Source organism: Enterobacter sp. R4-368, from assembly GCF_000410515.1.
Classification (GTDB): Bacteria; Pseudomonadota; Gammaproteobacteria; order Enterobacterales; family Enterobacteriaceae; genus Kosakonia.
Genome location: NC_021500.1, coordinates 3,404,179 through 3,424,929, shown reverse-complemented (window position 1 = coordinate 3,424,929; position 20,751 = coordinate 3,404,179). Strand labels below are relative to the sequence as shown.

The window sequence follows — 20,751 nt, the reverse complement described above, 5'->3', positions numbered from 1 at the left end:
GCGTTAATGAGCGAGCGGCGTCGTTTGACAGGCAAGGCGGGTAAGCCCGCCTGATGTAAAAATCCCTCCATGAAGGAGGGATTGAGAAGGTTACTGGTCGGCGGTCTTATCAAATTTGCCCAACATTTCGCGCTCGTAAGCGCGCGCTTTTTTGCGGTCAAACTTGTGCTCCCACTTGGCGATCACCAGCACCGCCAGCGCATTCCCCACCACATTCAGCGCGGTACGCGCCATATCGAGGATACGGTCAACACCAGCGATAAACGCCAGGCCTTCCAGCGGAATACCGACGCTACCCAGCGTTGCCAGCAGTACCACGAAGGAGACACCCGGCACACCCGCAATACCTTTCGAGGTGACCATCAGCGTCAGCACGAGGATGATTTCCTGCCACAGCGACAGGTCAATGCCATAGAGCTGAGCAATAAAGATTGCCGCAATACTCTGGTACAGCGTCGAACCATCGAGGTTAAAGGAGTAACCGGTCGGCACCACGAAACTGGTGATCGACGCCGGCGCGCCATAGGCTTCCATTTTCTCGATAATACGCGGCAGCACGCTTTCCGAGCTGGCGGTGGAGTACGCCAGGATCAGCTCATCTTTCAGGATGCGGATCAAAATCCAGATGCTCAGACCGCACACGCGCGCCACAATGCCCAGCACCACCAGCGCAAAGAACAGAATGGCGAAATAGACCAGGATAACCAGCTTTGCCAGCGGCCACAGCGAAGCGAAACCAAAGTTCGCCACCGTTACAGAGATCAGCGCAAACACGCCGACCGGCGCATAACGCATCACCATATGGGTGACTTTAAACATGGTTTCGGAAATAGAACGGAACACGGTGACCAGCGGCTCGCGGTGCGAAGCTGGCAGGGAAGAGAGCCCCAGACCAAACAGCACTGAGAAGAAGATGATCGGCAGCATATCGCCCTTCGCCATCGACGCGATGATATTGGTCGGCACCAACGATAAAATCGTCCCCATCAGGCCGTGGGCGTGGCTTTGCACATCCGCGGTGGTGCTTTGGTATTTCGAAATATCCACCGTCGCCAGCTGCGACATATCAATTCCCGCGCCTGGCTGGAACACATTCGCCATCGTGATGCCGAGAATAATCGCCACCGTAGTGATCACTTCGAAATAGATGATGGTCTTCGCGCCGATACGGCCAAGCTGTTTCGCGTCGCCAACGCCTGCAATGCCGACAATCAGCGTCGAGATAACAATCGGCACGACAATCATTTTGATCAAATGGATAAAGATATCGCCCGCCGGAGACAGGAGATTCGCAATCAGCCATTCGCGGCTGTCGCTGTGGTAGTGCAGATAACTACCCAGAAGAATACCCAGCACAAGGGCTAGCAGAATCTGCCAGGCCAGGCTGATTTTCATGTTTTTCATAACTACAGACATCCTCAATGAAGCGCCATTCCAGGCAAGGAACGACACATACTGAAAGGGTATGATTAGCGTCGCACAGTATTGCGGGGTTTTTTAACGCGCATTATCAGTATCATTTGCAGGGTGTAACGCGCAACCCTATACCGGGAGGGGGTTTGACTGAATTTTTACTCAAAAACCGTCTTTTATTTCAGTTATGACAAATAACTCTTTGTTATGAAAAACTTTTCACTATCGGCAAATCCAATATTTGCCATCGGAAATTATTGTGGGTAATTCGTTTATTTGCGCATTTTTTAATCACGAAAAATGTCTCATAAGCCAATTTCTAACGTTATTTCGTCTGCGATTCCTTGTTAATGCAGTGAATAATTCATCATCGTAACCATTACCACCCTACTGATTACATAATGGATTTTCATAGGCTTGCAACAGCCTGCTTTTTTACGCCGGTAGTAAGCGTAATCGAATTGTCACCTTCCATAACTTGCTGTTATGAAGCGTCTTTCTTGCCGTTCCACCTTTTTGCGTTCTTTCGCGCGCCAGCACATTTATTTTGCTCGCTTTTTGCACAATTCATTTAATGCGTGATCTATCGCGCAAATAGTAAACAAAGCTGGCAAAGGCCCTACAATTAACGTTCTTGCGACATATTATTAACATCTTACAAGGAGAGCAATCGCCATGAGCCAAATACATAAACACGATATTCCCGCCAATATTGCGGAACGTTGCCTGATAAATCCGGAGCAGTATGAGGCCAAATACCAGCAATCGGTAACTGACCCTGACACATTCTGGGGTGAGCAAGGCAAAATCCTCGACTGGATCAAGCCTTATAAGAAGGTGAAAAACACCTCCTTCGCGCCAGGCAATATTTCCATTAAATGGTATGAAGACGGCACGCTGAACCTGGCGGCCAACTGCCTCGACCGCCACCTCGCCGAACGCGGCGATCAAACGGCCATTATCTGGGAAGGTGATGACGCCAGCCAGAGCAAACTCATCACCTACCGTGAACTGCACCGCGATGTCTGCCGCTTCGCCAATGTGCTGGTGTCGCTCGGTATTAAGAAAGGCGATGTCGTCGCCATCTATATGCCGATGGTGCCGGAAGCCGCTGTGGCAATGCTCGCCTGTGCGCGTATTGGCGCGGTGCATTCGGTCATTTTCGGTGGCTTCTCGCCGGAAGCGGTCGCCGGACGCATTATTGACTCCAGCTCACGGCTGGTGATCACCGCCGATGAAGGCGTGCGTGCCGGGCGCAACATTCCGCTGAAGAAAAACGTTGATGACGCGCTGAAAAACCCGAACGTCAGCAGCGTCGAGCATGTCGTGGTGTTCAAACGCACCGGCGGTAACATCGACTGGCATGAAGGGCGCGACCTGTGGTGGAACGAGCTGACCGACAAGGCCAGCGACCAGCACCAGCCGGTAGAAGTGAATGCAGAAGACCCGCTGTTTATCCTTTATACCTCCGGCTCCACCGGGAAACCGAAAGGCGTGCTGCACACCACCGGCGGCTACCTGGTCTATGCCGCATCAACCTTTAAATATGTCTTCGATTATCACCAGGGCGATGTCTACTGGTGTACTGCCGACGTCGGTTGGGTAACCGGGCACAGCTACCTGCTGTACGGGCCGCTGGCCTGCGGCGCCATCACGCTGATGTTTGAGGGCGTGCCGAACTGGCCGACCCCGGCGCGTATGAGCCAGGTAGTGGACAAACATAACGTGAATATCCTCTATACCGCGCCAACCGCCATTCGCGCGCTGATGGCGGAAGGGGATAAAGCGATTGACGGCACCAGCCGGTCTTCGCTGCGGATCCTCGGTTCCGTCGGCGAGCCGATTAACCCGGAAGCCTGGGAGTGGTACTGGTCAAAAATCGGTAACGGTAAATGCCCGGTCATGGATACCTGGTGGCAGACGGAAACCGGCGGCTTTATGATCACCCCGCTTCCCGGCGCAACCCAGTTGAAAGCCGGTTCCGCCACGCGCCCGTTCTTCGGCGTGCAGCCTGCGCTGGTGGATAACGAAGGTAACGCGCTCGATGGCGCGACCGAGGGCAACCTGGTGATCACCGACTCCTGGCCGGGCCAGGCGCGGACGCTGTTTGGCGATCACGAACGCTTTGAGCAGACCTATTTTTCTACCTTCAAAAATATGTACTTCAGCGGTGACGGCGCGCGTCGTGACGAAGATGGCTACTACTGGATCACCGGTCGCGTGGATGACGTGCTGAACGTCTCCGGCCACCGTCTGGGAACGGCAGAGATTGAATCGGCGCTGGTATCACACCCGAAAATCGCCGAAGCGGCGGTCGTCGGCATTCCACACAACATTAAAGGCCAGGCTATTTACGCTTACGTCACGCTCAACCACGGTGAGGAACCGTCGCCGGAGCTGTACACCGAAGTGCGAAATTGGGTGCGTAAAGAGATTGGCCCGCTGGCGACGCCGGACGTGCTGCACTGGACAGACTCACTGCCAAAAACCCGCTCCGGCAAAATTATGCGCCGTATTCTGCGCAAAATCGCCGCTGGCGATACCAGCAATCTCGGCGATACCTCAACGCTCGCCGATCCTGGCGTAGTGGAAAAACTGCTCGAAGAGAAGCAGGCCATTACCATGCCATCGTAATAATCGTAAAACCCTGCCGGATAGCGGCGCGAAAGCGTGTTATCCGGCGGCAAACGCAACCATAACGCTCTCCTTCCAAGGAGAGGAAACAACCACCTCACCCTACAATTCCTAATGGATTTCGTGTTGCAGGAAAGCGGCAAACGCGCATATCCCAGGCGCAACGATAACGATGTGACTGGGGCGGGCGCGTGCGGCCAACTGACCGGCAGCGCGCAAGACAACGGGGAGACCTCTGGAGAATTCTGTGATGAATAACATTTATCAACAGATAGAAAACAGTGCGCATTTCAGGGAGTTAGTCGAAAGACGGCAACGGTTTGCCTTTATGCTTTCCATCATCATGCTGATTATCTACGTCGGCTTTATTTTGCTGATCGCGTTTGCCCCGCACTGGCTCGGTACGCCCTTGCATGAAGGCACCAGCGTCACGCGCGGTATTCCGATTGGTATCGGTGTGATTGTGATTTCGTTTGTGCTGACCGGCGTGTACGTCTGGCGGGCAAACGGCGAGTTTGATCGTCTGACCAAAGCGGTTCTGAGCGAGGTAAAAGCATCATGAAGAGAGTCCTGACGGCGCTGGCCGCCACACTTCCTTTTACGGCTCACGCCGCCGATGCCATCACCGGCGAGGTACAACGCCAGCCGACCAACTGGCAGGCGATCATTATGTTCGTCATTTTTGTGGCGCTGACTTTGTACATCACCTACTGGGCATCCAAACGGGTGCGTTCGCGCAGCGATTACTACACCGCTGGCGGTAATATCACCGGATTTCAGAACGGCCTGGCAATAGCGGGGGACTTTATGTCAGCAGCCTCGTTCCTGGGGATTTCCGCGCTGGTGTACACCTCCGGCTACGACGGCCTGATCTACTCGCTCGGCTTCCTCGTCGGCTGGCCGATCATTTTGTTCTTAATCGAACGCTTGCGCAACCTGGGGCGTTACACCTTTGCTGATGTGGCCTCTTATCGCCTGAAACAAGGCCCAATCCGCACCCTTTCCGCCTGCGGTTCGCTGGTGGTTGTCGCGCTGTATTTGATTGCGCAAATGGTCGGCGCGGGCAAATTAATTGAGCTGCTGTTTGGCCTGAATTACCACGTCGCCGTGGTGCTGGTTGGCGTGCTGATGGTGCTGTATGTGCTGTTCGGCGGCATGCTCGCCACCACCTGGGTACAGATCATCAAAGCGGTGCTGTTACTGTTCGGCGCGAGTTTTATGGCCTTTATGGTAATGAAACACGTCGGTTTCAGCTTCAATAACCTGTTCACGGAAGCGATGGCTGTCCACCCGAAAGGTGTGGCCATTATGAGCCCTGGCGGGCTGGTGAAAGATCCGATCTCCGCCCTGTCGCTCGGGCTTGGGTTGATGTTCGGCACCGCCGGTTTACCGCATATTCTGATGCGTTTCTTCACCGTCAGCGACGCGCGCGAAGCGCGTAAAAGCGTGTTCTACGCCACCGGGTTTATGGGTTACTTCTACATTCTGACCTTTATCATCGGTTTCGGCGCCATCATGCTGGTGGGCGCAAACCCGGCGTTTAAAGACGCGGCGGGCGCGCTGATTGGCGGCAACAATATGGCGGCAGTGCATCTGGCAGATGCGGTTGGTGGCAACCTGTTCTTAGGCTTTATCTCCGCCGTGGCGTTCGCCACCATTCTGGCGGTGGTCGCCGGGTTAACGCTGGCGGGTGCCTCTGCGGTTTCCCACGATCTCTACGCCAACGTGTTCCGCAAAGGCGCGACCGAACGCCAGGAGCTGAAAGTGTCGAAAATCACCGTGTTGATACTGGGGATTGTCGCCATTCTGCTCGGCATCCTGTTCGAAAAACAGAACATCGCGTTCATGGTTGGGCTGGCCTTCTCGATCGCCGCCAGCTGTAACTTCCCCATCATTTTGCTCTCGATGTACTGGTCGAAGCTGACCACGCGCGGTGCGATGATTGGCGGCTGGCTGGGCCTGTTGACGGCAGTTGTCCTGATGATCCTCGGCCCGACAATTTGGGTGCAGATCCTCGGTCACGCCGCACCGGTGTTCCCGTATGAGTATCCGGCGCTGTTCTCCATTGCCGTGGCGTTTATCGGTATCTGGATCTTCTCCGCCACCGACAACACCGAAGCCGGTAAACTGGAGCGCGAACAGTTCCGTGCGCAGTTTATCCGTTCGCAAACCGGGATCGGTATCGAGCAGGGCCGCGCCCATTAATCTTTCTACCCCGGTCAGTAATGGCCGGGGATCATACTTTCCCGCCTTTTCGCTACCCCTCTGCCACCAGCGCGCTACAGTACCCTCAGATTATTGAAACAATGTTTTTAATACATCAGCACGTTAATTCATTTATGACTGAAGAGGGTGTGATGAAAAAATATGCTTTAGTGGGAACCGGTGGGCGCGCCGGGCTGTATATTTCTGCCATTGGCGGGCAGTGGAAAGAGAATGCCCGCATGGTGGCGTTTTGCGACAGCAACCAGACGCGCATGGATTACGCCAACCAGCTGTTACAAAACGAAGACGCGCAGCCCGTTTCCACGTGGAAAGCGGCGCAGTTTGAGGCGATGATCCACGAAACCCGGCCAGACATTGTTATTGTCACCACCATGGACAGAACCCATGACGACTACATTGTGCGGGCGTTACACGCAGGCTGCGATGTGATCACCGAAAAGCCCATGACCATCGACGAGCAGCGGGCGCTGCGTATTCTCGATGCCATTGAGCAGACCGGCAAAACCGTGCGCGTGGCGTTTAATTATCGCTATGCGCCGCACCACAGTAAGGTGCGCGAGTTACTGATGAACAACACCATCGGTGACGTTTATTCGGTACATTTCGAATGGTTGTTGAACACCGAACACGGCGCCGATTATTTCCGTCGCTGGCACCGGGAAAAACGCAACAGCGGCGGGCTGCTGGTGCATAAATCGACCCACCATTTTGATCTGATGAACTTCTGGCTCAACAGCTACCCGCAGCGGGTGTATGCCGAAGGCGGGCTGCGTTTTTATGGCAAAGAGAACGCCGAAAAACGCGGCGTTAGCCAATTTTACCCGCGCACGCACGGCTATGCCGCCGCTCACGATGATCCTTTCGCGCTGCATATGGCGGACAATCCGCAGTTAAAAGCGCTTTATCTCGACGCCGAACATGAAGATAACTACTGGCGCGATCAGAGCGTGTTCAGCGACGGCATTACCATTGAAGACACGCTTTCAGTGCTGGTGAAATACCAGAACCAGTGTCAGCTCACTTATTCGCTAAATACTTATCTACCGTGGGAAGGGCTAAACGTGGTATTTAACGGCAGCCAGGGGCGGCTGGAGATGAAAATCGTCGAGAAATCCTACGTTAACGCTGGCGGCGAACGCGCCAATGAAGGCAGCCTTGAATCCTGTGAGATCACCGTGTTTCCGATGTTTGCCGCACCGTGGAAAGCGGATTTTATTCTTGGCGAAGGCGGCCACGGCGGCGGCGATAACGCCATGCTGGCGGACTTGTTTGGCACGCCGGGCAATGACCCGCTGAAACGCGCCGCCGATCACCGCGCAGGTGCGATGTCGATTCTGACCGGCATTGCCGGGAACATTTCCATGCAGCAGCAACGCCCGGTTAACTTTAACGAGTTCGAACTGATCGCAAGGCTGAAAAAGCACTGACCTTCCGGCTCCCCGTTGCCAGGCGGGGAGCTAAAACATCACGCTGGCGATCAGCGGCGCTGCCAGCACCATCAATACGCCAGAAAGCATCATCACCAGGCTTGCGACCACGCCCTCCTGCTGCCCCAGTTCATAAGAACGTGCGGTGCCCGCGCCGTGCGAGGCCGCGCCAAAACCGGCCCCTTTCGCCACGCCTTCGCGAATTGATAAGCGCAGAAACAGCACATCGCCAACCGCCATGCCAAATACGCCAGTGACCACTACAAACAGCGCCACCAGATCCGGCTGGCCACCAATCGGCCCGGCGGCCGCCAGCGCAAAAGGCGTAGTGATTGAACGCACTGCGAGGCTGCGCTGGATCTCATCCGGCAACGTAAACAGCCGCGCCAGCCAGACCGAACTGGTCACCGCCACCACCGAAGCGGTGATCACACCCGCTGATAGCGACATCCAGTGACGGCGAATAATCGCCAGGTTGTCATACACCGGCACGGCGAAGGCGATGGTCGCGGGCCCCAACAGCCACATTAGCCAGTGGGATTCACCAATGTAGTCCTGCCAGGAGATATGGCCGAACACCAGCATTAACACCAACAGCAGCGGCGTGAATACCAGTGGCATCAGCGGTAATTTACGAAAACGGCGGTAGAGCCGTTTATTGAGGAAATAGCACACCAGCGTCATCGCCAGGCACAGCAGGCTTAAAGCGAAATCACTCATTTTTTCAGCCTGCTGAGTTCAAAGCGGTAGACTTTATCCACCACCCAGGCGGTAGCACCGAGCACCAACAGCGTGCTCAAACCGATCACCATAAAAATGCGCCAGCCTTCCACCATCAACAGTTGCGCGTAATTAACCACGGCGACCACCGCAGGCACGAAGAACAGCAACATTTCCGCCAGCAGCCAATGCGCGCCGGCACGCACCCAATTGAGCGGGATCACCCGACAAAGTATTAACCCCAGCAGCAGTATCATGCCCACCAGATTGGCAGGAAGCGGCAGATGCAGCCATTGAACCAGGTATTGCGCAAAGATAAACAGCCCGGCATAAAGCAATACCTGAAGCGGAACCTGTAAACGACGCACAAGGGCAGGCGTAACACGGCTTAACGCCACGTCCATAACGATTTTCCATCAAATAAGCAGGCGGCCAGTATAGAGAGCCCCAATGCGCTACTGAAATGAATTAAACTCATCGCATACATAGTTCTAAGGAATAATTATGGACATCAGAACGCTGCGCTATTTTGTGGAGGTGGTACGCCAGCAAAGTTTCACCCGCGCGGCGGAGCGCCTGTTTGTGACGCAACCGACCATCAGTAAGATGTTGAAAAATCTCGAAGACGAGCTGAACTGCACGCTGCTTATTCGTGACGGGCGCAAACTTTTACTCACCGATACCGGCCGCGTGGTGTATGAGCGCGGCATCGCCATCCTCGCGGAGTTTCGCCAGTTAGAAACCGAACTTGGCGACATCAATCACCTGAACAAAGGGATTTTGCGCCTCGGCATTCCGCCGATGGTCGGCATGCTGATGGCCGGGCCAATCAACCTCTTCAGCCAGCGCTACCCCGGCGTGGAACTGAAAATTGCCGAGTTTGGCGGTCTGACCGTACAGCAAGCCGTGAGCAACGGTGAACTGGATGTGGCGATGACGGCACTGCCGGCCGAAGAAGAGAGTGGCCTGGCTACCCTGCCGCTGTTCAGCCATGCAATGTGCGTGCTGGTGCCGCGCTCCGGCAGTTGGCTTGCGCGTGAAGTCGTGACGCCGGAAGAACTCGCCGGGCATCCGCTGCTGATCTACAACGAAGATTTCGCCTTAAGCCGCCAGCTCATGCTGCTGTTTCAACAACACGGCGTGAAGCCGCGTATCGCCGTGCGCAGCGGTCAGTGGGATTTTCTCGCTGCGATGGTACAAGCGGGCGTGGGTATTGCCATTCTGCCGGAGCCGGTTTGCCAGCGGCTGGATAAAACCACGCTGCGCTGGATCCCGCTGCAGAGCGACCTGCGCTGGGAGTTAGGAATGATTTGGCGCGAAGGGGTTTATCTTTCCCGCAGTGCGCAGGCGTGGCTGCAATGTTGTAAAGGGTTCTGGCTTGATGAGAAAAGCGAGTAGCGGGGTTAACTGGCCGGGCAGCGCATAAACGGCGGCCCGGCGCAGGGTTTACTTATGCTCTAACAGCAGTGCTTCCAGCAGGTCGAGATCGTGCAGCAGTTTTTGCAGCGTCTCGTTACTGATCTGCCGGGTTGCGCGCAGATGGTAAAGCTCGGCGCGCTCTGAGCGCAGTGCCGCCAGGCGGAAACGGCGCTCCAGATTCTCTTCCTGCAGGGAACTCTCAACGTTATTGCGTCCGTCTGCACGGCGGCGCAGATTTCCGATCACCCGCGAACTCACCTCCGTGAGTAACTGGTTATCAATGTTCTCTTCGGTGTCTGCCGCCAGCCGCTCTTCCATCTTCTGAATCGCGACAATCGCCACGTCTGCCGTTGCTGCGCGCGCCATCCGCTCCTCTTTGTACTGCTGCGCGTGGTCGCGTACTTCAACATGCTGCAACAATGCAGGCAGCGCGATTACGCCAACAAACAGCGAGAACAGGATCACCCCGGCGGCGAGGAACACCAGTTCATAGCGCGCCGGAAATACATCGCCACTCGGCAACAACAGCGGAATGGAGAGCACACCGGCAAGCGTTATCGCCCCGCGCACCCCGGCAAAAGTGGCGATCAGCAGCTCGCGGTCGCTCCACGAGGCGAACTCCATCGGTTTTTTCACCAGGAAACGCTGGCTGAATCTCTTCATCGTCCACAGCCAGCCAAAACGTACCAGCATCAGCGCGGCGTAAATCAGCACAATATCGGTAAACAACATCCAGGTTTCGACATTTGGATCGGCTTCTGCCGCCACCAGCGAAGACTCCAGAATGCCTGGCAACTGCAAGCCTAACAGCAAGAACACCATGCCGTTAAAGACGAACTCCAGCATCGCCCAGGTGCTGTTGGCGCGCAGACGCATAGCCAGCGGCGCGGTGCGCATCACGCCGGAACGGGTGATGGTCATCCCCGCCGCGACTGCCGCAAGAATGCCGGAAAAGCCGATGTGTTCCGCAATCAAATAGGAGGCGAACGGCAGCAGAAACAGCAGCACGATTTGCGTTGCCGGTTCATCGCCGCCCCAGCGGCTGAGAAAACGCAGCGAGCGGCCATACAACCAGCTGACCACAAACCCGGCCAGCAGACCGCCAATCGCCACTTTGAAAAATTCGAACGTCGCGCCGCCCACGGTGAACACCATGGTGCCCATCACTACCGCCACGGCGAATTTCAGCGACACCAGGCCCGAAGCGTCGTTCATCAGCGCCTCGCCCTGCAAAATACCCATGATTTTCTTCGGAATGCGCCCTTCCCCGACAATGCCGGAAAGCGCTACGGCATCGGTTGGCGACAGCACCGCCGCCAGCGCAAAGGCGGGCACCAGCGGAATGCCCGGCACCATCCAGTAGATTAAGAAACCGATCCCGACCACGGTGACCACCACCAGCGCCAGCGCCAGGCCAAAGATTTCGCGGCCATGCTCGAGAAACTCGCGCGTGGGCGTTTTCCAGCCGTCGGCGAAGAGCAGCGGCGGAATAAACAAAACCAGGAACAGTTCCGGGTCGAACTCCACATGCAGGCCAAAGGTAGGAAAGGCCAGCAGTGCGCCGATGGCGATCTGCATCAGCGGAAGCGGGATTTGAAATGGAAGAACACGAGTCACGACGCCAGAAAGCGAGACGACAAGGGTCATGATGAGAATGGTAAAAAATATTTCCATGCGTTCCCTGTTTGCGATGTGTTGTTATAAAGGCCTCAGACCTTGATGCCAGAGCCTTCAGCTTAACGCAAAGAAACCGGGCTGTGGGCAAAAAAATGGGCAACCGAAGTTGCCCATTGTGTAAAGGTTTATGCTCAACGCCCTCTGCCCACAGGAAGAGGAAAAGCGGTGTCAGATCGCCCAGCCGCCCGCATAGAAAGCCACCAGCGCGATGGCAATCACCACGGTGCCGATATTCAATTTGCGCCACTCACCGGATACCACGCGGCCAATTACCAGCGAAGCAAAACCGATCATGATGCCGGTTACGATGTTGCAGGTCAGCACGATAAACACGGCTGTAATCAGACCCGCCATCGCGTCGACGAAGTCGGCAAAATCGATTTTCGCCACGTTACTCAGCATCAGCAGACCAACGTACATCAGCGCCGGTGCCGTGGCATAAGCCGGGACCAGGTAAGAGAGCGGAGAGAGGAACAGGATCAGCAGGAACAACACGCCCACGGTGATCGCCGTCAGGCCGGTTTTACCGCCTGCCGCCGTACCCGCCGCAGATTCGATATACACTGCTGCCGGTGCCGCCCCCACCAGGCCTGAGAAGACGCTGCTCAGGGAGTCGGTGGTCAGCGCTTTGCCGCCATCGATAATCTGGCCGTCTTTGCCCAGCAAGTTTGCCTGGCCCGCTACCGCACGGATAGTGCCGGTGGCGTCAAATACCGCTGTCATCACCAGCGCCAGCACGCTTGGCAGCACCACCGGGTTCAGCGCGCCGACGATATCCAGGCTGCCGATCAGCGAGTTGCCTTTGTCATCGCTGAGCGACGGCATGGCGAAAATGCCAGAAAAATGTACGTTCGGGTCGAAAATCAGACCCACAATCGACACGCCGATAATGGTCAGCAGAATGCCGCCTGGCACTTTCAGTTTTTCCAGACCGATAATCACCGCCAGACCAATCAGCGACATGATCACCGGGAAGCTGGCAAAGTGGCCGAGAGTCACCGGCAGGCCGTCCAGCGGGTTCTTGATAACCAAACCCACGCCGTTGGCGGCGATCAGCAGCAGAAACAGGCCAATACCGATACCGGTGCCATGCGCAACGCCCTGCGGCAGGTTGCGCAGGATCCAGCTACGGATGCCGGTGGCAGAGATAACGGTAAACAGCACACCCATCAGGAACACCGCGCCAAGGGCGACCGGTACGCTGATATGCTGGCCCAGCACCAGGCTGAACGCGGTAAAGGCGGTCAGAGAGATAGCGCAACCGATAGCCAGTGGCAGATTCGCCCACAGGCCCATCACGATGGAGCCGACACCGGCTACCAGGCAGGTGGCGACAAACACAGCCGCCGGTGGGAAACCGGCTTTACCCAGCATGCCAGGTACGACGATGACCGAATAGACCATCGCCAGGAAGGTGGTTAAACCGGCAACGATTTCCTGACGAACCGTGCTGCCACGGGCAGAAATTTTAAACAGTGCGTCAAGCGAACCGCCGGTACGCGCAGAAGGCGTAGACATAGAAACATCCCCTGAGAATTTTATTGTGCGTTGGCATGCGTGGTGGACAGTCCACTGCCGGTTAAACGTCATCTCCCTGGGCTGCGTTGTGACAAAGGGTCACAAAAAAGCAAACGTTTAACTCCGCGCATACAACGGTTGGTCAAAAAAAGGCAAACGATTATCCAGCGTTTATATGGCGCTTTTCAACTGAACTTTGCCGCTTTTCGCTAAATTTCGCGCGAAGCGGCGAAGAAGTGGGCGTCAGATGCGCAAACGTTATCGTCGGTGCGCAACTTTGCAACATTTGCCGATCATTTTTAGCTGCCAGGCAGATCAAATGGCCCACCCTGCACAATGGCGCGCTGCCATGCCGGACGCATCTCGACCCGTTTTTGCCACGCACGTAAGTTGGGCAAATCCTCCACGCCGCCGCGAGCCAGCAGCGCAAACACCGGGAAACTCATCTGAATATCGGCCATGCTCAGCTGATCTCCTGCAAACCAGCTTTTCTGCGCCAGTTCGCCTTCAATAAAGCGCGCATGGTTTTCAATTTGCTGTTTCAGGAACGCTTTATCGACACCCTTAGCGAGGAGTTTGCCCACACTGCGTATCCCGAACGGCACCGGGGGTTTACCCAGGCTGTTCATCACCAGTTTCATTAATAGCACTGGCATTAGCGAACCTTCGGCGTAGTGCAGCCAGAAACGGTAATCCAGCTTCTGTTTTGTCTCCTGCGGTTTAAAGCGTTGCTCAGGGTCGTAAGTTTCCTGCAAATATTCGAGGATCGCCCCGGATTCGGCGAGGATCAGCCCTTCATCCTCCACCACCGGTGACTTGCCGAGCGGGTGCACTTTTTTCAGGGATGCCGGTGCCAGCATTGTTTTTTCTCGCTGGTAGCGGACAATTTGATACGGCACGCCCAATTCTTCCAAAGCCCAGAGCACGCGCTGGGAGCGAGACTGATTAAGGTGATGCACCGTAAGCATATTTTTCTCCAGAGAATTCATACACATTAACTATAGAAAACCCGCACTTGCAGCGGTGAAAAAAAGACAAAAATAATTGCTCAAAAAAGTAGCAATTATGCCGCTGTGGCCTACACTAAAAGTGTCAGCACAACCCGGAACCTCCAACATACTGAGGGGTGCTGGTGTCGGGGGAAACCCTCCCGTAACTGAGCGGGATAGAGAGAAAGACAAAGACCGGAAAACGACTAAAGCGCCCCAACGGGCGCTTTAGTTTTTTGTACGTTTCAGTCGTCTTCCAGCAAGCGCGCGCCGGTGCCCTGCTGCCCAAGTTGGTCGCCGGGGTTACGCAGCGGGCAATCGCTGCGCGACAAACAGCCACAGCCGATGCAACCATCCAGCTCATCACGTAAGGCCACCAGCGTATGGATGCGCCTGTCCAGCTCTTCACGCCACTGTGACGACAGCTGTTTCCACTCTTTCTTGCTTAATGTATGCCCTTCCGGCAACACACCAAACGCGTCACCAATGGTCGCCAGCGGAATACCAATGCGCTGGGCAATCTTGATGATCGCCACATAGCGCAGCACATCACGCGTATAGCGCCGTTGATTGCCGGTATTACGGGTACTTTTGATTAAGCCTTTGCTCTCATAAAAGTGCAGCGCAGAGACGGCAACCCCGCTGCGCTTCGCCACTTCACCGGGGCTGAGTAAGGCTTTAATACGCGGCGTTTTCTTTTCCATAAAACCTCTTTACCTCAAGTTAACTTGAGGAATTATACTCGCTTCCAGACAAAACGACGAATCGGGAAATGAGGAAGCCATATGTCCCATCAGCAAATTATTCAGACACTTATTGAATGGATTGATGAACATATCGACCAACCAATGAACATTGATGTAGTCGCCAGAAAGTCAGGTTATTCGAAATGGTATTTACAGAGGATGTTCCGCACCGTGATGCATCAAACGCTGGGTGACTACATTCGCCAGCGCCGTTTACTGCTGGCAGCGGAAGCGCTGCGAACCACGCAGCGGCCTATTTTTGATATCGCGATGGATTTGGGATATGTCTCGCAACAAACATTTTCCCGCGTCTTTCGCCGGGAGTTTGATCGCACACCCAGCGATTACCGACACCAGGCCTGATGAGTTATCACTTTAACGAAGGCGGCTGCTGTACCCAGCGTTTAAATTCCTGTGACGGCAGCGCCTTTGCAAAGTGCCACCCCTGACAGAACTGCACACCGCGTTTTAACAACCACGTGACTTGCTCCGCCGTCTCGACCCCTTCCGCAATAATCTTCAGACGCAGACTCTGCGCCATCTCAATAATGTGTTCAGCAATCAAATGGCTGGTGCTGTTCGTCGTTAGCGTATCAATAAACGATTTGTCGATTTTCAGGATATCGACATTCAGCGAGTACAGGTTGTGCAAATTAGAATAACCGGTACCGAAATCATCAATCGCCACTTCGTAACCCGCCTGGCGAAACGCCTGAATAACCGGCGTGGTTTTCGGCACATCAATAAACCCGCGCTCGGTCACTTCAATCTTAATCTGCTCGGCGCGTACTGCATGCATCTTGGCTTTATTGGCAATCAATGAAATCAGGCGCGAGGAGTGAAAATCGGAGGCGGAGAGGTTAATTGAAATATAAAGTTGCGGCACCATTGCCAGAAAATCGCCCAGATCGCTGAACAATTCGTCGACGACATAATCGGTAATACGCTCAATCATGCCCTCTTTTTCTGCCAGCGGAATAAACTCCGCCGGGCTCATGACCGGTCCATTAAACCCCGGCCAGCGCAACAACGCTTCCGCACCAACGCAGGTGCCATTTTTGATATCGATAATAGGTTGGTAATGAAGGCGAAGCTGGCGTCGGGTTAACGCCCGGTGGAGCATACGGCGTGGAGAGTTAAACTCCTGCCGTGTTCGCGACCATATTAATAGCAGAATAACGCTACCAATCACGCCCAGCGGCAGTGTTAAAGTAGCCTGGTGATAAAGCGCCTGAAAATAGTGGTCACTCGATGTCGAAACAATAATCGCGATCGGACGATTCTCCGAACGCGCAATGGTATAAAAGCGCTGATCCTGCTGGAATGTTAAATCGTCGGTGCGTAACAGCGTAGCTAACTTACTAAGGTGGGCATTCTGGCTGACGGAAAAAAACTGGTGCGTAACGGTGTCGTAAATACCGTAAGCCAGATCAGGATTGTCTGATGCCACATCGCTGTAAGTGAGCGGATTAATCACCGCGACATAATTTCCGCGCTGCATGTACACCATCTTGTAGCCTGCGTAAAAAGGCGTATCACGATAGTAATAAATAGCGATATCGGGCGCGCGTTTATAATCCGCTGGTGAAATAGCATACGATTGCGTGGGCGTTATTACGCTCGAACATAAAAAGTGGTCGCCACGGGCATAAATTAAATCCGAAACATACATACTGCTGCGGACGATATTGAGCATGGCCGCGCGATGTTCCGGCGCACAAATTTGTCCGTGGTATTTTTCCGCGGCGCTGCGAACCGTATCCACTTGTTGGATAACGCGCTCCGTTTTATTTAGCGCTAATTGGGCAAACGATTGAAGCTGGGCACTCGTTTCTTTCACCGCACGAATATGCGCAAACCATAGCGACAACATCAGCGGCAGAAGAACTACCGTGATGAGCACGACGACGCTGAGCATCTTGCGACGCACGCTATGATTCATGTCCGCCTATATCCATGCATTTAAAGCGCCTTTTTAATGTTTGGCAGGATGCTTTGATAAACAGGTGATTACGTTGCATGAATCAAACGACATTAGCAACTGACTTTTCTCATTAAAAACCTAATATTTGGTTATGACCGAAACAGGCGACCATAAAGCAAACTCAGAGTGTGCCCAATGTTTATATTAAGGAAAATATTAATCCATTCGCATGGGGGTGTTTTAACTTAATACAACAGAGTATCGCTGATTAAGCTAAACTGGCCGCAGGATAAAAAAAAGGCACGCCATTCGCGTATTTTTTCATCTGTCGTTGCGAAGTCTTCATAATTTCTTCTTTATTTATAAAAAAGCGCCAACCACCACGGTTTGACTGCGGCCTGCGCGTTTCGCATCGTACAGGGCGTTATCCGCAAGCGTAAGTAAAACTGAAGTATCGGACTCTTCACCGGTGACGAATACTAAACCAGCGCTAAAGGATAAGGCTATCTTTTCACCATTGCTAAACAATGGATTTCGCGCCAGTGACGCGCGGATTTTTTGGCTAAAACGCAGCGCCATTTTACTGTGGGTATGCGGCATTAAAATCAGAAATTCCTCACCGCCTAAACGACCAAAAATATATGACGGATCGCAATGTTCACGGATCTGATCGCAAAAATGAATCAGTGCGGCGTCGCCTGTTAAATGCCCCCAGCGATCATTGATATTTTTAAAATAATCAAGATCCAGCATCAGCATGCTGAAGTGGCTGCGCGGCTCGTCCGGGCGACAGGCCACCAGCGCCTCTTTTAACTTCCGCAACATAGAAAAACGATTATAACAGCCGGTCAGATCGTCAATGGTGGCTTTCATTTCCAGCTGCCGCTCCGCCTTTTTACGCTCGGTAATATCGAGCCCAATACTCAGCACAGAGTGATCCGGCAGTTGAATATTTGACCAGAGTACCGTCAGCACCTGGCCATCACGTCGTACCGGGTGCCATTCATGCATGTCGACGGCCGGCGATGTATTAACCGAAGCGCGAACTTTTTGCCGTACCTCGGGATCGGGGAAAAATAACGCTAATGGATCGGCCTGCTGATTGAGCTCATTCATGCTCCAGCCAAATACGCGTTCGCACTCACCATTCCATAATATGCAGCGATTGCTTTTATCAAACGAGTTCATTAAAACCGGAGCGCGTTCAAATAACGCTTTATATTGCGTCACAATACGCTGCATCTCTTTCGCCGTGCGTTCCCGGGCGACAATTTCAGCAAGATAATTTTTTAGTTTTTCGACCAAAACAATAACGACATTTTTCACGATGGATAAAGAGTGCAAGGACTGCGAAAATGCCAAAAAGAAATAACCTTCGACTCCTGACTCTTTATAATTTAACTTACACAAAATACCGCTACGTAATTTTCTGGCCGCTATTTCATGATGCGGAAATAATAAATCACCGGCATGTCGCCGCCAGCAAATGACTCGCCAGGCGCGCTGATGTCGTTGCAGTTGAGACTGCTCAAGAAAGATTTGTACATCCTGCAACGTGCAGCCCGGCGACCCTGAACTGACGAGCTGCCACGCGTCGTCCTGCCGGATAACCACCCACGCAAGCGTGGATCCAAGTGCTGCATTGATCGCGCGTAATATCTCTTCCATTGAGCGTTGCGCAGTGAGCCAGGGCATCAGCCTGGCCAGAACCGACAACGCCGCATCAGCGTCCCCAGGCGGCACGGCGGAATTTTCTATTTTCATATTTTTTCATTCGCAGGTTATAAGACGCGAAACCAGCTTAAAATGATGTCATCAGGAAAAAAGAAGAGGCGGTCATCAATTCAGTTAGCGCAACTGCGCGCACAAATATCTTCCTCACGCATACAGGACGTGATGAAAAAGAATATATCGATAAAGATCAAAACCCTGAATCATCATTCACAGGCTAATAAGATTATCCTCAAAAGCATAATATATGCGACACAACCTGTAAACGTTGTGGCAATTAGGATGCTAAATATCACTCAAATGTATTAGATAAAAAAAACATTCATTCCCGTGCACACATAAATACATTGGCGATATATTTTCGGATAAAACACAACCAACACGATGCAAAAAGCACGCTTTTTGTACTGGCGAATAAATCAACAAATGTGATATAGTTCACACATTCCTGAAACGGGGAACGCCGTTTCAATTCGTTGTGTTATTCGCGGATCTTCAGCATTGCCACTCGCGCAACGTGCTTGTCCGCCCGGTATTCGGTCTTTCTGAGGATGGTTTGATGGCTACCTTTACCGCCAGCGTCGTGCTTCTCCGCTGGCAGTTACTGAGTGCAGTGTTGATGTTTATGGCCAGTACGCTGAACATTCGCTTCCGTCGTGCTGATTATATTGGCCTGGCAGTGATCAGCAGCGGCATGGGCTTAGCGGCGGCATGCTGGTTCGCTACCGGTTTGTTGGGCATTACGGCGATAGATCTCTCCACGAGCTGGCACAACCTGCTCGTCGTGATGGAAGAGATCGCGCAAAAAGCGCCACCCGAGTGGCCGATGATCGTAACGTGATTGCTTAAAGCGCCTGCGGGCGCTTTTTTATTTCCTCTGGGGGGTCATTTTTCTACGCGACGCCCTTTCGCATAAATATAAACATCGGATCTGCGCCAGCGGCCGATCTTTACTGGCATTGGCATAATCGCTCACCGGTGCGTAAATCGGTACACATCTATTTGATTTAATAGAGGGATCGGGCGGATAAGCCGTCTTATTGCCAGCCAGGGGTGGTAAAAGGGAATGCACACTCGCCGAAGCAGGACGTAAAAATACAGATGCCCACCAGGACTCAACTTCGCGGGCATCTGCGCTTTCACTTCAGCACAACGATTGTTTTATTCAAGAATACGGGTTTCCCACGGTCGCCAGAGCGGGTGGAATTTCTGCGGTTGGTAATGCGTCGTTTCGCGCTTGCCAAAATAGAACAGCGCGTCCATCTCATTTTTTATCACGACCATATTTGAACCGTCCGCATGCCCGCCAACGGTGACCGAACCGTGATAACCTTTTACCGGCACGCCGGTGTAATTCGCCAGTTTTTGTGCGAAGGAATCAATGCCGCCTTCCGCCCCGTGACAACTTAAGCAACGGATGTTTTTAAACCTCACATCGCCCGCCAGTTCCAGTGTATCCAGCGCCACATCAAACGGCCCTTTGATACCACCAGCGACCTGCAGGCCGGTCGTGCTGTCACCGTTTGGTGTAAAAATGCCATGACCAATGATATTCAGCCGCGGCTCGCCCTTGTAGCTGTCGGTGAAAAACATATACATATTCGGATCATTTAAGGGGCCATCGCGACGCACGATATTGATTTCACCGGATAATGTCACCCTCCCCATCTCTTTCTCACCCACATCCGCGCCAACTTTAGCAATATCAGCGAATTGTTTGATGTTGAGTTTTGACGACGCCATGGCCTCGGAAAAATTTTTTCCTCCCGCTTGCGGTAATGAAACATGTAATACGTCCGGGCCAGAGGCGTCAGGTATGGCGTGGCTTAACGGCTTACTGGCGGAAACGTTCGCTTCCGTAGCTGGATTTAATGGCCTTGCCACCGCCATTTTCGACTCCGCAATAGCGACGTTGATTTCACCGTGCGGGCCTTTAGCAGTGCCAGAAGGTCGTTCAGCAAGCCGCGCCGCGCCGGCACCGGGAAGCGCTCGCACTCCGCCCGGGAATTCCGGCAGCGGCCCGCCCAATACCGCGCCCAGGAACATCTCCTGCAAGCTTTCGCCCAGCGTGGGCAACGGTATCTTGCCTTCATCTTTGGGGACATGGGAAATATCGGCCTGTTTGTCACCGGTTCGCCACGCATAATGCCGCTGCTGAAACGCCTGAAAAGACTCCTTTGCGGGCGTATAGGCAGGCTCCAGCTGAACCGCTCTGAGTGTTTTGTCTTCGTAAGGGGAAATATCATAAGGTTTAAATACATCAATCGCTGCCGGGCCTTTGATATCCATACTTTCTCCTCCGACTGTTGCCGTCTTGTTTTGGCTGG

17 protein-coding genes are annotated in these 20,751 nt (G+C 53.6%); 7 read left to right on the top strand and 10 right to left on the bottom strand.

Annotation, left to right across the window (positions count from 1 at the left end; translation table 11 throughout):
- Nucleotides 1-90: 90 nt before the first annotated feature.
- Nucleotides 91-1,404, bottom strand: a complete 1,314-nt coding sequence (gene gltP / locus H650_RS16025) for a glutamate/aspartate:proton symporter GltP (RefSeq protein WP_020456165.1) — start codon at nt 1,402-1,404, stop codon at nt 91-93.
- 684 nt (nt 1,405-2,088) lie between these two features.
- On the opposite strand from gltP, the gene acs reads away from it, so the two are divergent.
- From acs to H650_RS16005, 4 genes are all read left to right on the top strand, one after another.
- Nucleotides 2,089-4,047 carry an acetate--CoA ligase gene (gene acs / locus H650_RS16020; RefSeq protein ID WP_020456164.1) on the top strand — a complete coding sequence of 653 codons (1,959 nt, stop codon included), beginning with the start codon at nt 2,089-2,091 and terminating at the stop codon, nt 4,045-4,047.
- Between the two features lie 247 nt (nt 4,048-4,294).
- On the top strand, nt 4,295-4,609 hold the full coding sequence (locus H650_RS16015) for a DUF485 domain-containing protein (protein ID WP_170956342.1): 315 nt from the start codon (nt 4,295-4,297) through the stop codon (nt 4,607-4,609).
- On the top strand, nt 4,606-6,252 hold the full coding sequence (actP, locus tag H650_RS16010; protein WP_020456161.1) for a cation/acetate symporter ActP: 1,647 nt from the start codon (nt 4,606-4,608) through the stop codon (nt 6,250-6,252). Before H650_RS16015 ends, actP begins: the two co-directional genes overlap by 4 nt.
- A 152-nt stretch (nt 6,253-6,404) precedes the next feature.
- Nucleotides 6,405-7,700 carry a Gfo/Idh/MocA family protein gene (locus H650_RS16005; RefSeq protein ID WP_044489775.1) on the top strand — a complete coding sequence of 432 codons (1,296 nt, stop codon included), beginning with the start codon at nt 6,405-6,407 and terminating at the stop codon, nt 7,698-7,700.
- 30 nt (nt 7,701-7,730) lie between these two features.
- On the opposite strand, the gene H650_RS16000 is transcribed toward H650_RS16005, so the two are convergent.
- Entirely contained in the window at nt 7,731-8,420 is a 690-nt protein-coding gene (locus H650_RS16000) for an LrgB family protein (RefSeq protein ID WP_020456159.1), read from the bottom strand.
- Nucleotides 8,417-8,824, bottom strand: coding sequence for a CidA/LrgA family protein (locus tag H650_RS15995; protein WP_020456158.1), 408 nt, complete (start codon nt 8,822-8,824; stop codon nt 8,417-8,419). The genes H650_RS16000 and H650_RS15995 overlap by 4 nt, the downstream gene beginning before the upstream one ends.
- A 100-nt stretch (nt 8,825-8,924) precedes the next feature.
- On the opposite strand from H650_RS15995, the gene H650_RS15990 reads away from it, so the two are divergent.
- A complete protein-coding gene (locus H650_RS15990; protein ID WP_020456157.1) occupies nt 8,925-9,818 on the top strand; it encodes a LysR family transcriptional regulator in 894 nt (297 codons plus the stop codon).
- Nucleotides 9,819-9,866: 48 nt separating this feature from the next.
- Here H650_RS15990 and H650_RS15985 read toward each other — a convergent pair whose 3' ends face one another.
- The 4 genes from H650_RS15985 to soxR form a co-directional block, all read right to left on the bottom strand.
- Nucleotides 9,867-11,513 carry a Na+/H+ antiporter gene (locus H650_RS15985; protein WP_020456156.1) on the bottom strand — a complete coding sequence of 549 codons (1,647 nt, stop codon included), beginning with the start codon at nt 11,511-11,513 and terminating at the stop codon, nt 9,867-9,869.
- A 171-nt stretch (nt 11,514-11,684) separates the two neighbouring features.
- Entirely contained in the window at nt 11,685-13,034 is a 1,350-nt protein-coding gene (gene ghxP, locus H650_RS15980; protein ID WP_017459481.1) for a guanine/hypoxanthine transporter GhxP, read from the bottom strand.
- Nucleotides 13,035-13,333: 299 nt separating this feature from the next.
- Nucleotides 13,334-14,002: a glutathione S-transferase family protein gene (locus H650_RS15975; protein WP_020456155.1), complete on the bottom strand. Its 669-nt coding sequence runs from the start codon at nt 14,000-14,002 to the stop codon at nt 13,334-13,336.
- 266 nt (nt 14,003-14,268) lie between these two features.
- Complete coding sequence (gene soxR, locus H650_RS15970; RefSeq protein WP_017459479.1) at nt 14,269-14,727, bottom strand: redox-sensitive transcriptional activator SoxR; 459 nt, start codon at nt 14,725-14,727, stop codon at nt 14,269-14,271.
- Nucleotides 14,728-14,808: 81 nt separating this feature from the next.
- Here soxR and soxS point away from each other — a divergent pair, with 81 nt between their 5' ends.
- Complete coding sequence (gene soxS, locus H650_RS15965) at nt 14,809-15,132, top strand: superoxide response transcriptional regulator SoxS (protein ID WP_017459478.1); 324 nt, start codon at nt 14,809-14,811, stop codon at nt 15,130-15,132.
- Between the two features lie 7 nt (nt 15,133-15,139).
- On the opposite strand, the gene pdeC is transcribed toward soxS, so the two are convergent.
- Nucleotides 15,140-16,711 (bottom strand): cyclic di-3',5'-guanosine monophosphate phosphodiesterase PdeC, encoded by a 1,572-nt coding sequence (gene pdeC, locus H650_RS15960; RefSeq protein WP_020456154.1) that lies wholly within the window; start codon nt 16,709-16,711, stop codon nt 15,140-15,142.
- A 342-nt stretch (nt 16,712-17,053) separates the two neighbouring features.
- Complete coding sequence (locus tag H650_RS15955; protein WP_020456153.1) at nt 17,054-18,457, bottom strand: GGDEF domain-containing protein; 1,404 nt, start codon at nt 18,455-18,457, stop codon at nt 17,054-17,056.
- Between the two features lie 526 nt (nt 18,458-18,983).
- On the opposite strand from H650_RS15955, the gene H650_RS15950 reads away from it, so the two are divergent.
- The gene (locus H650_RS15950) at nt 18,984-19,265 is read left to right on the top strand and encodes a YjcB family protein (protein WP_020456151.1); all 282 of its coding nucleotides are present in this window, start codon (nt 18,984-18,986) and stop codon (nt 19,263-19,265) included.
- 320 nt (nt 19,266-19,585) lie between these two features.
- On the opposite strand, the gene H650_RS15945 is transcribed toward H650_RS15950, so the two are convergent.
- Complete coding sequence (locus H650_RS15945) at nt 19,586-20,713, bottom strand: hypothetical protein (RefSeq protein WP_020456150.1); 1,128 nt, start codon at nt 20,711-20,713, stop codon at nt 19,586-19,588.
- Nucleotides 20,714-20,751 lie beyond the last annotated feature (38 nt).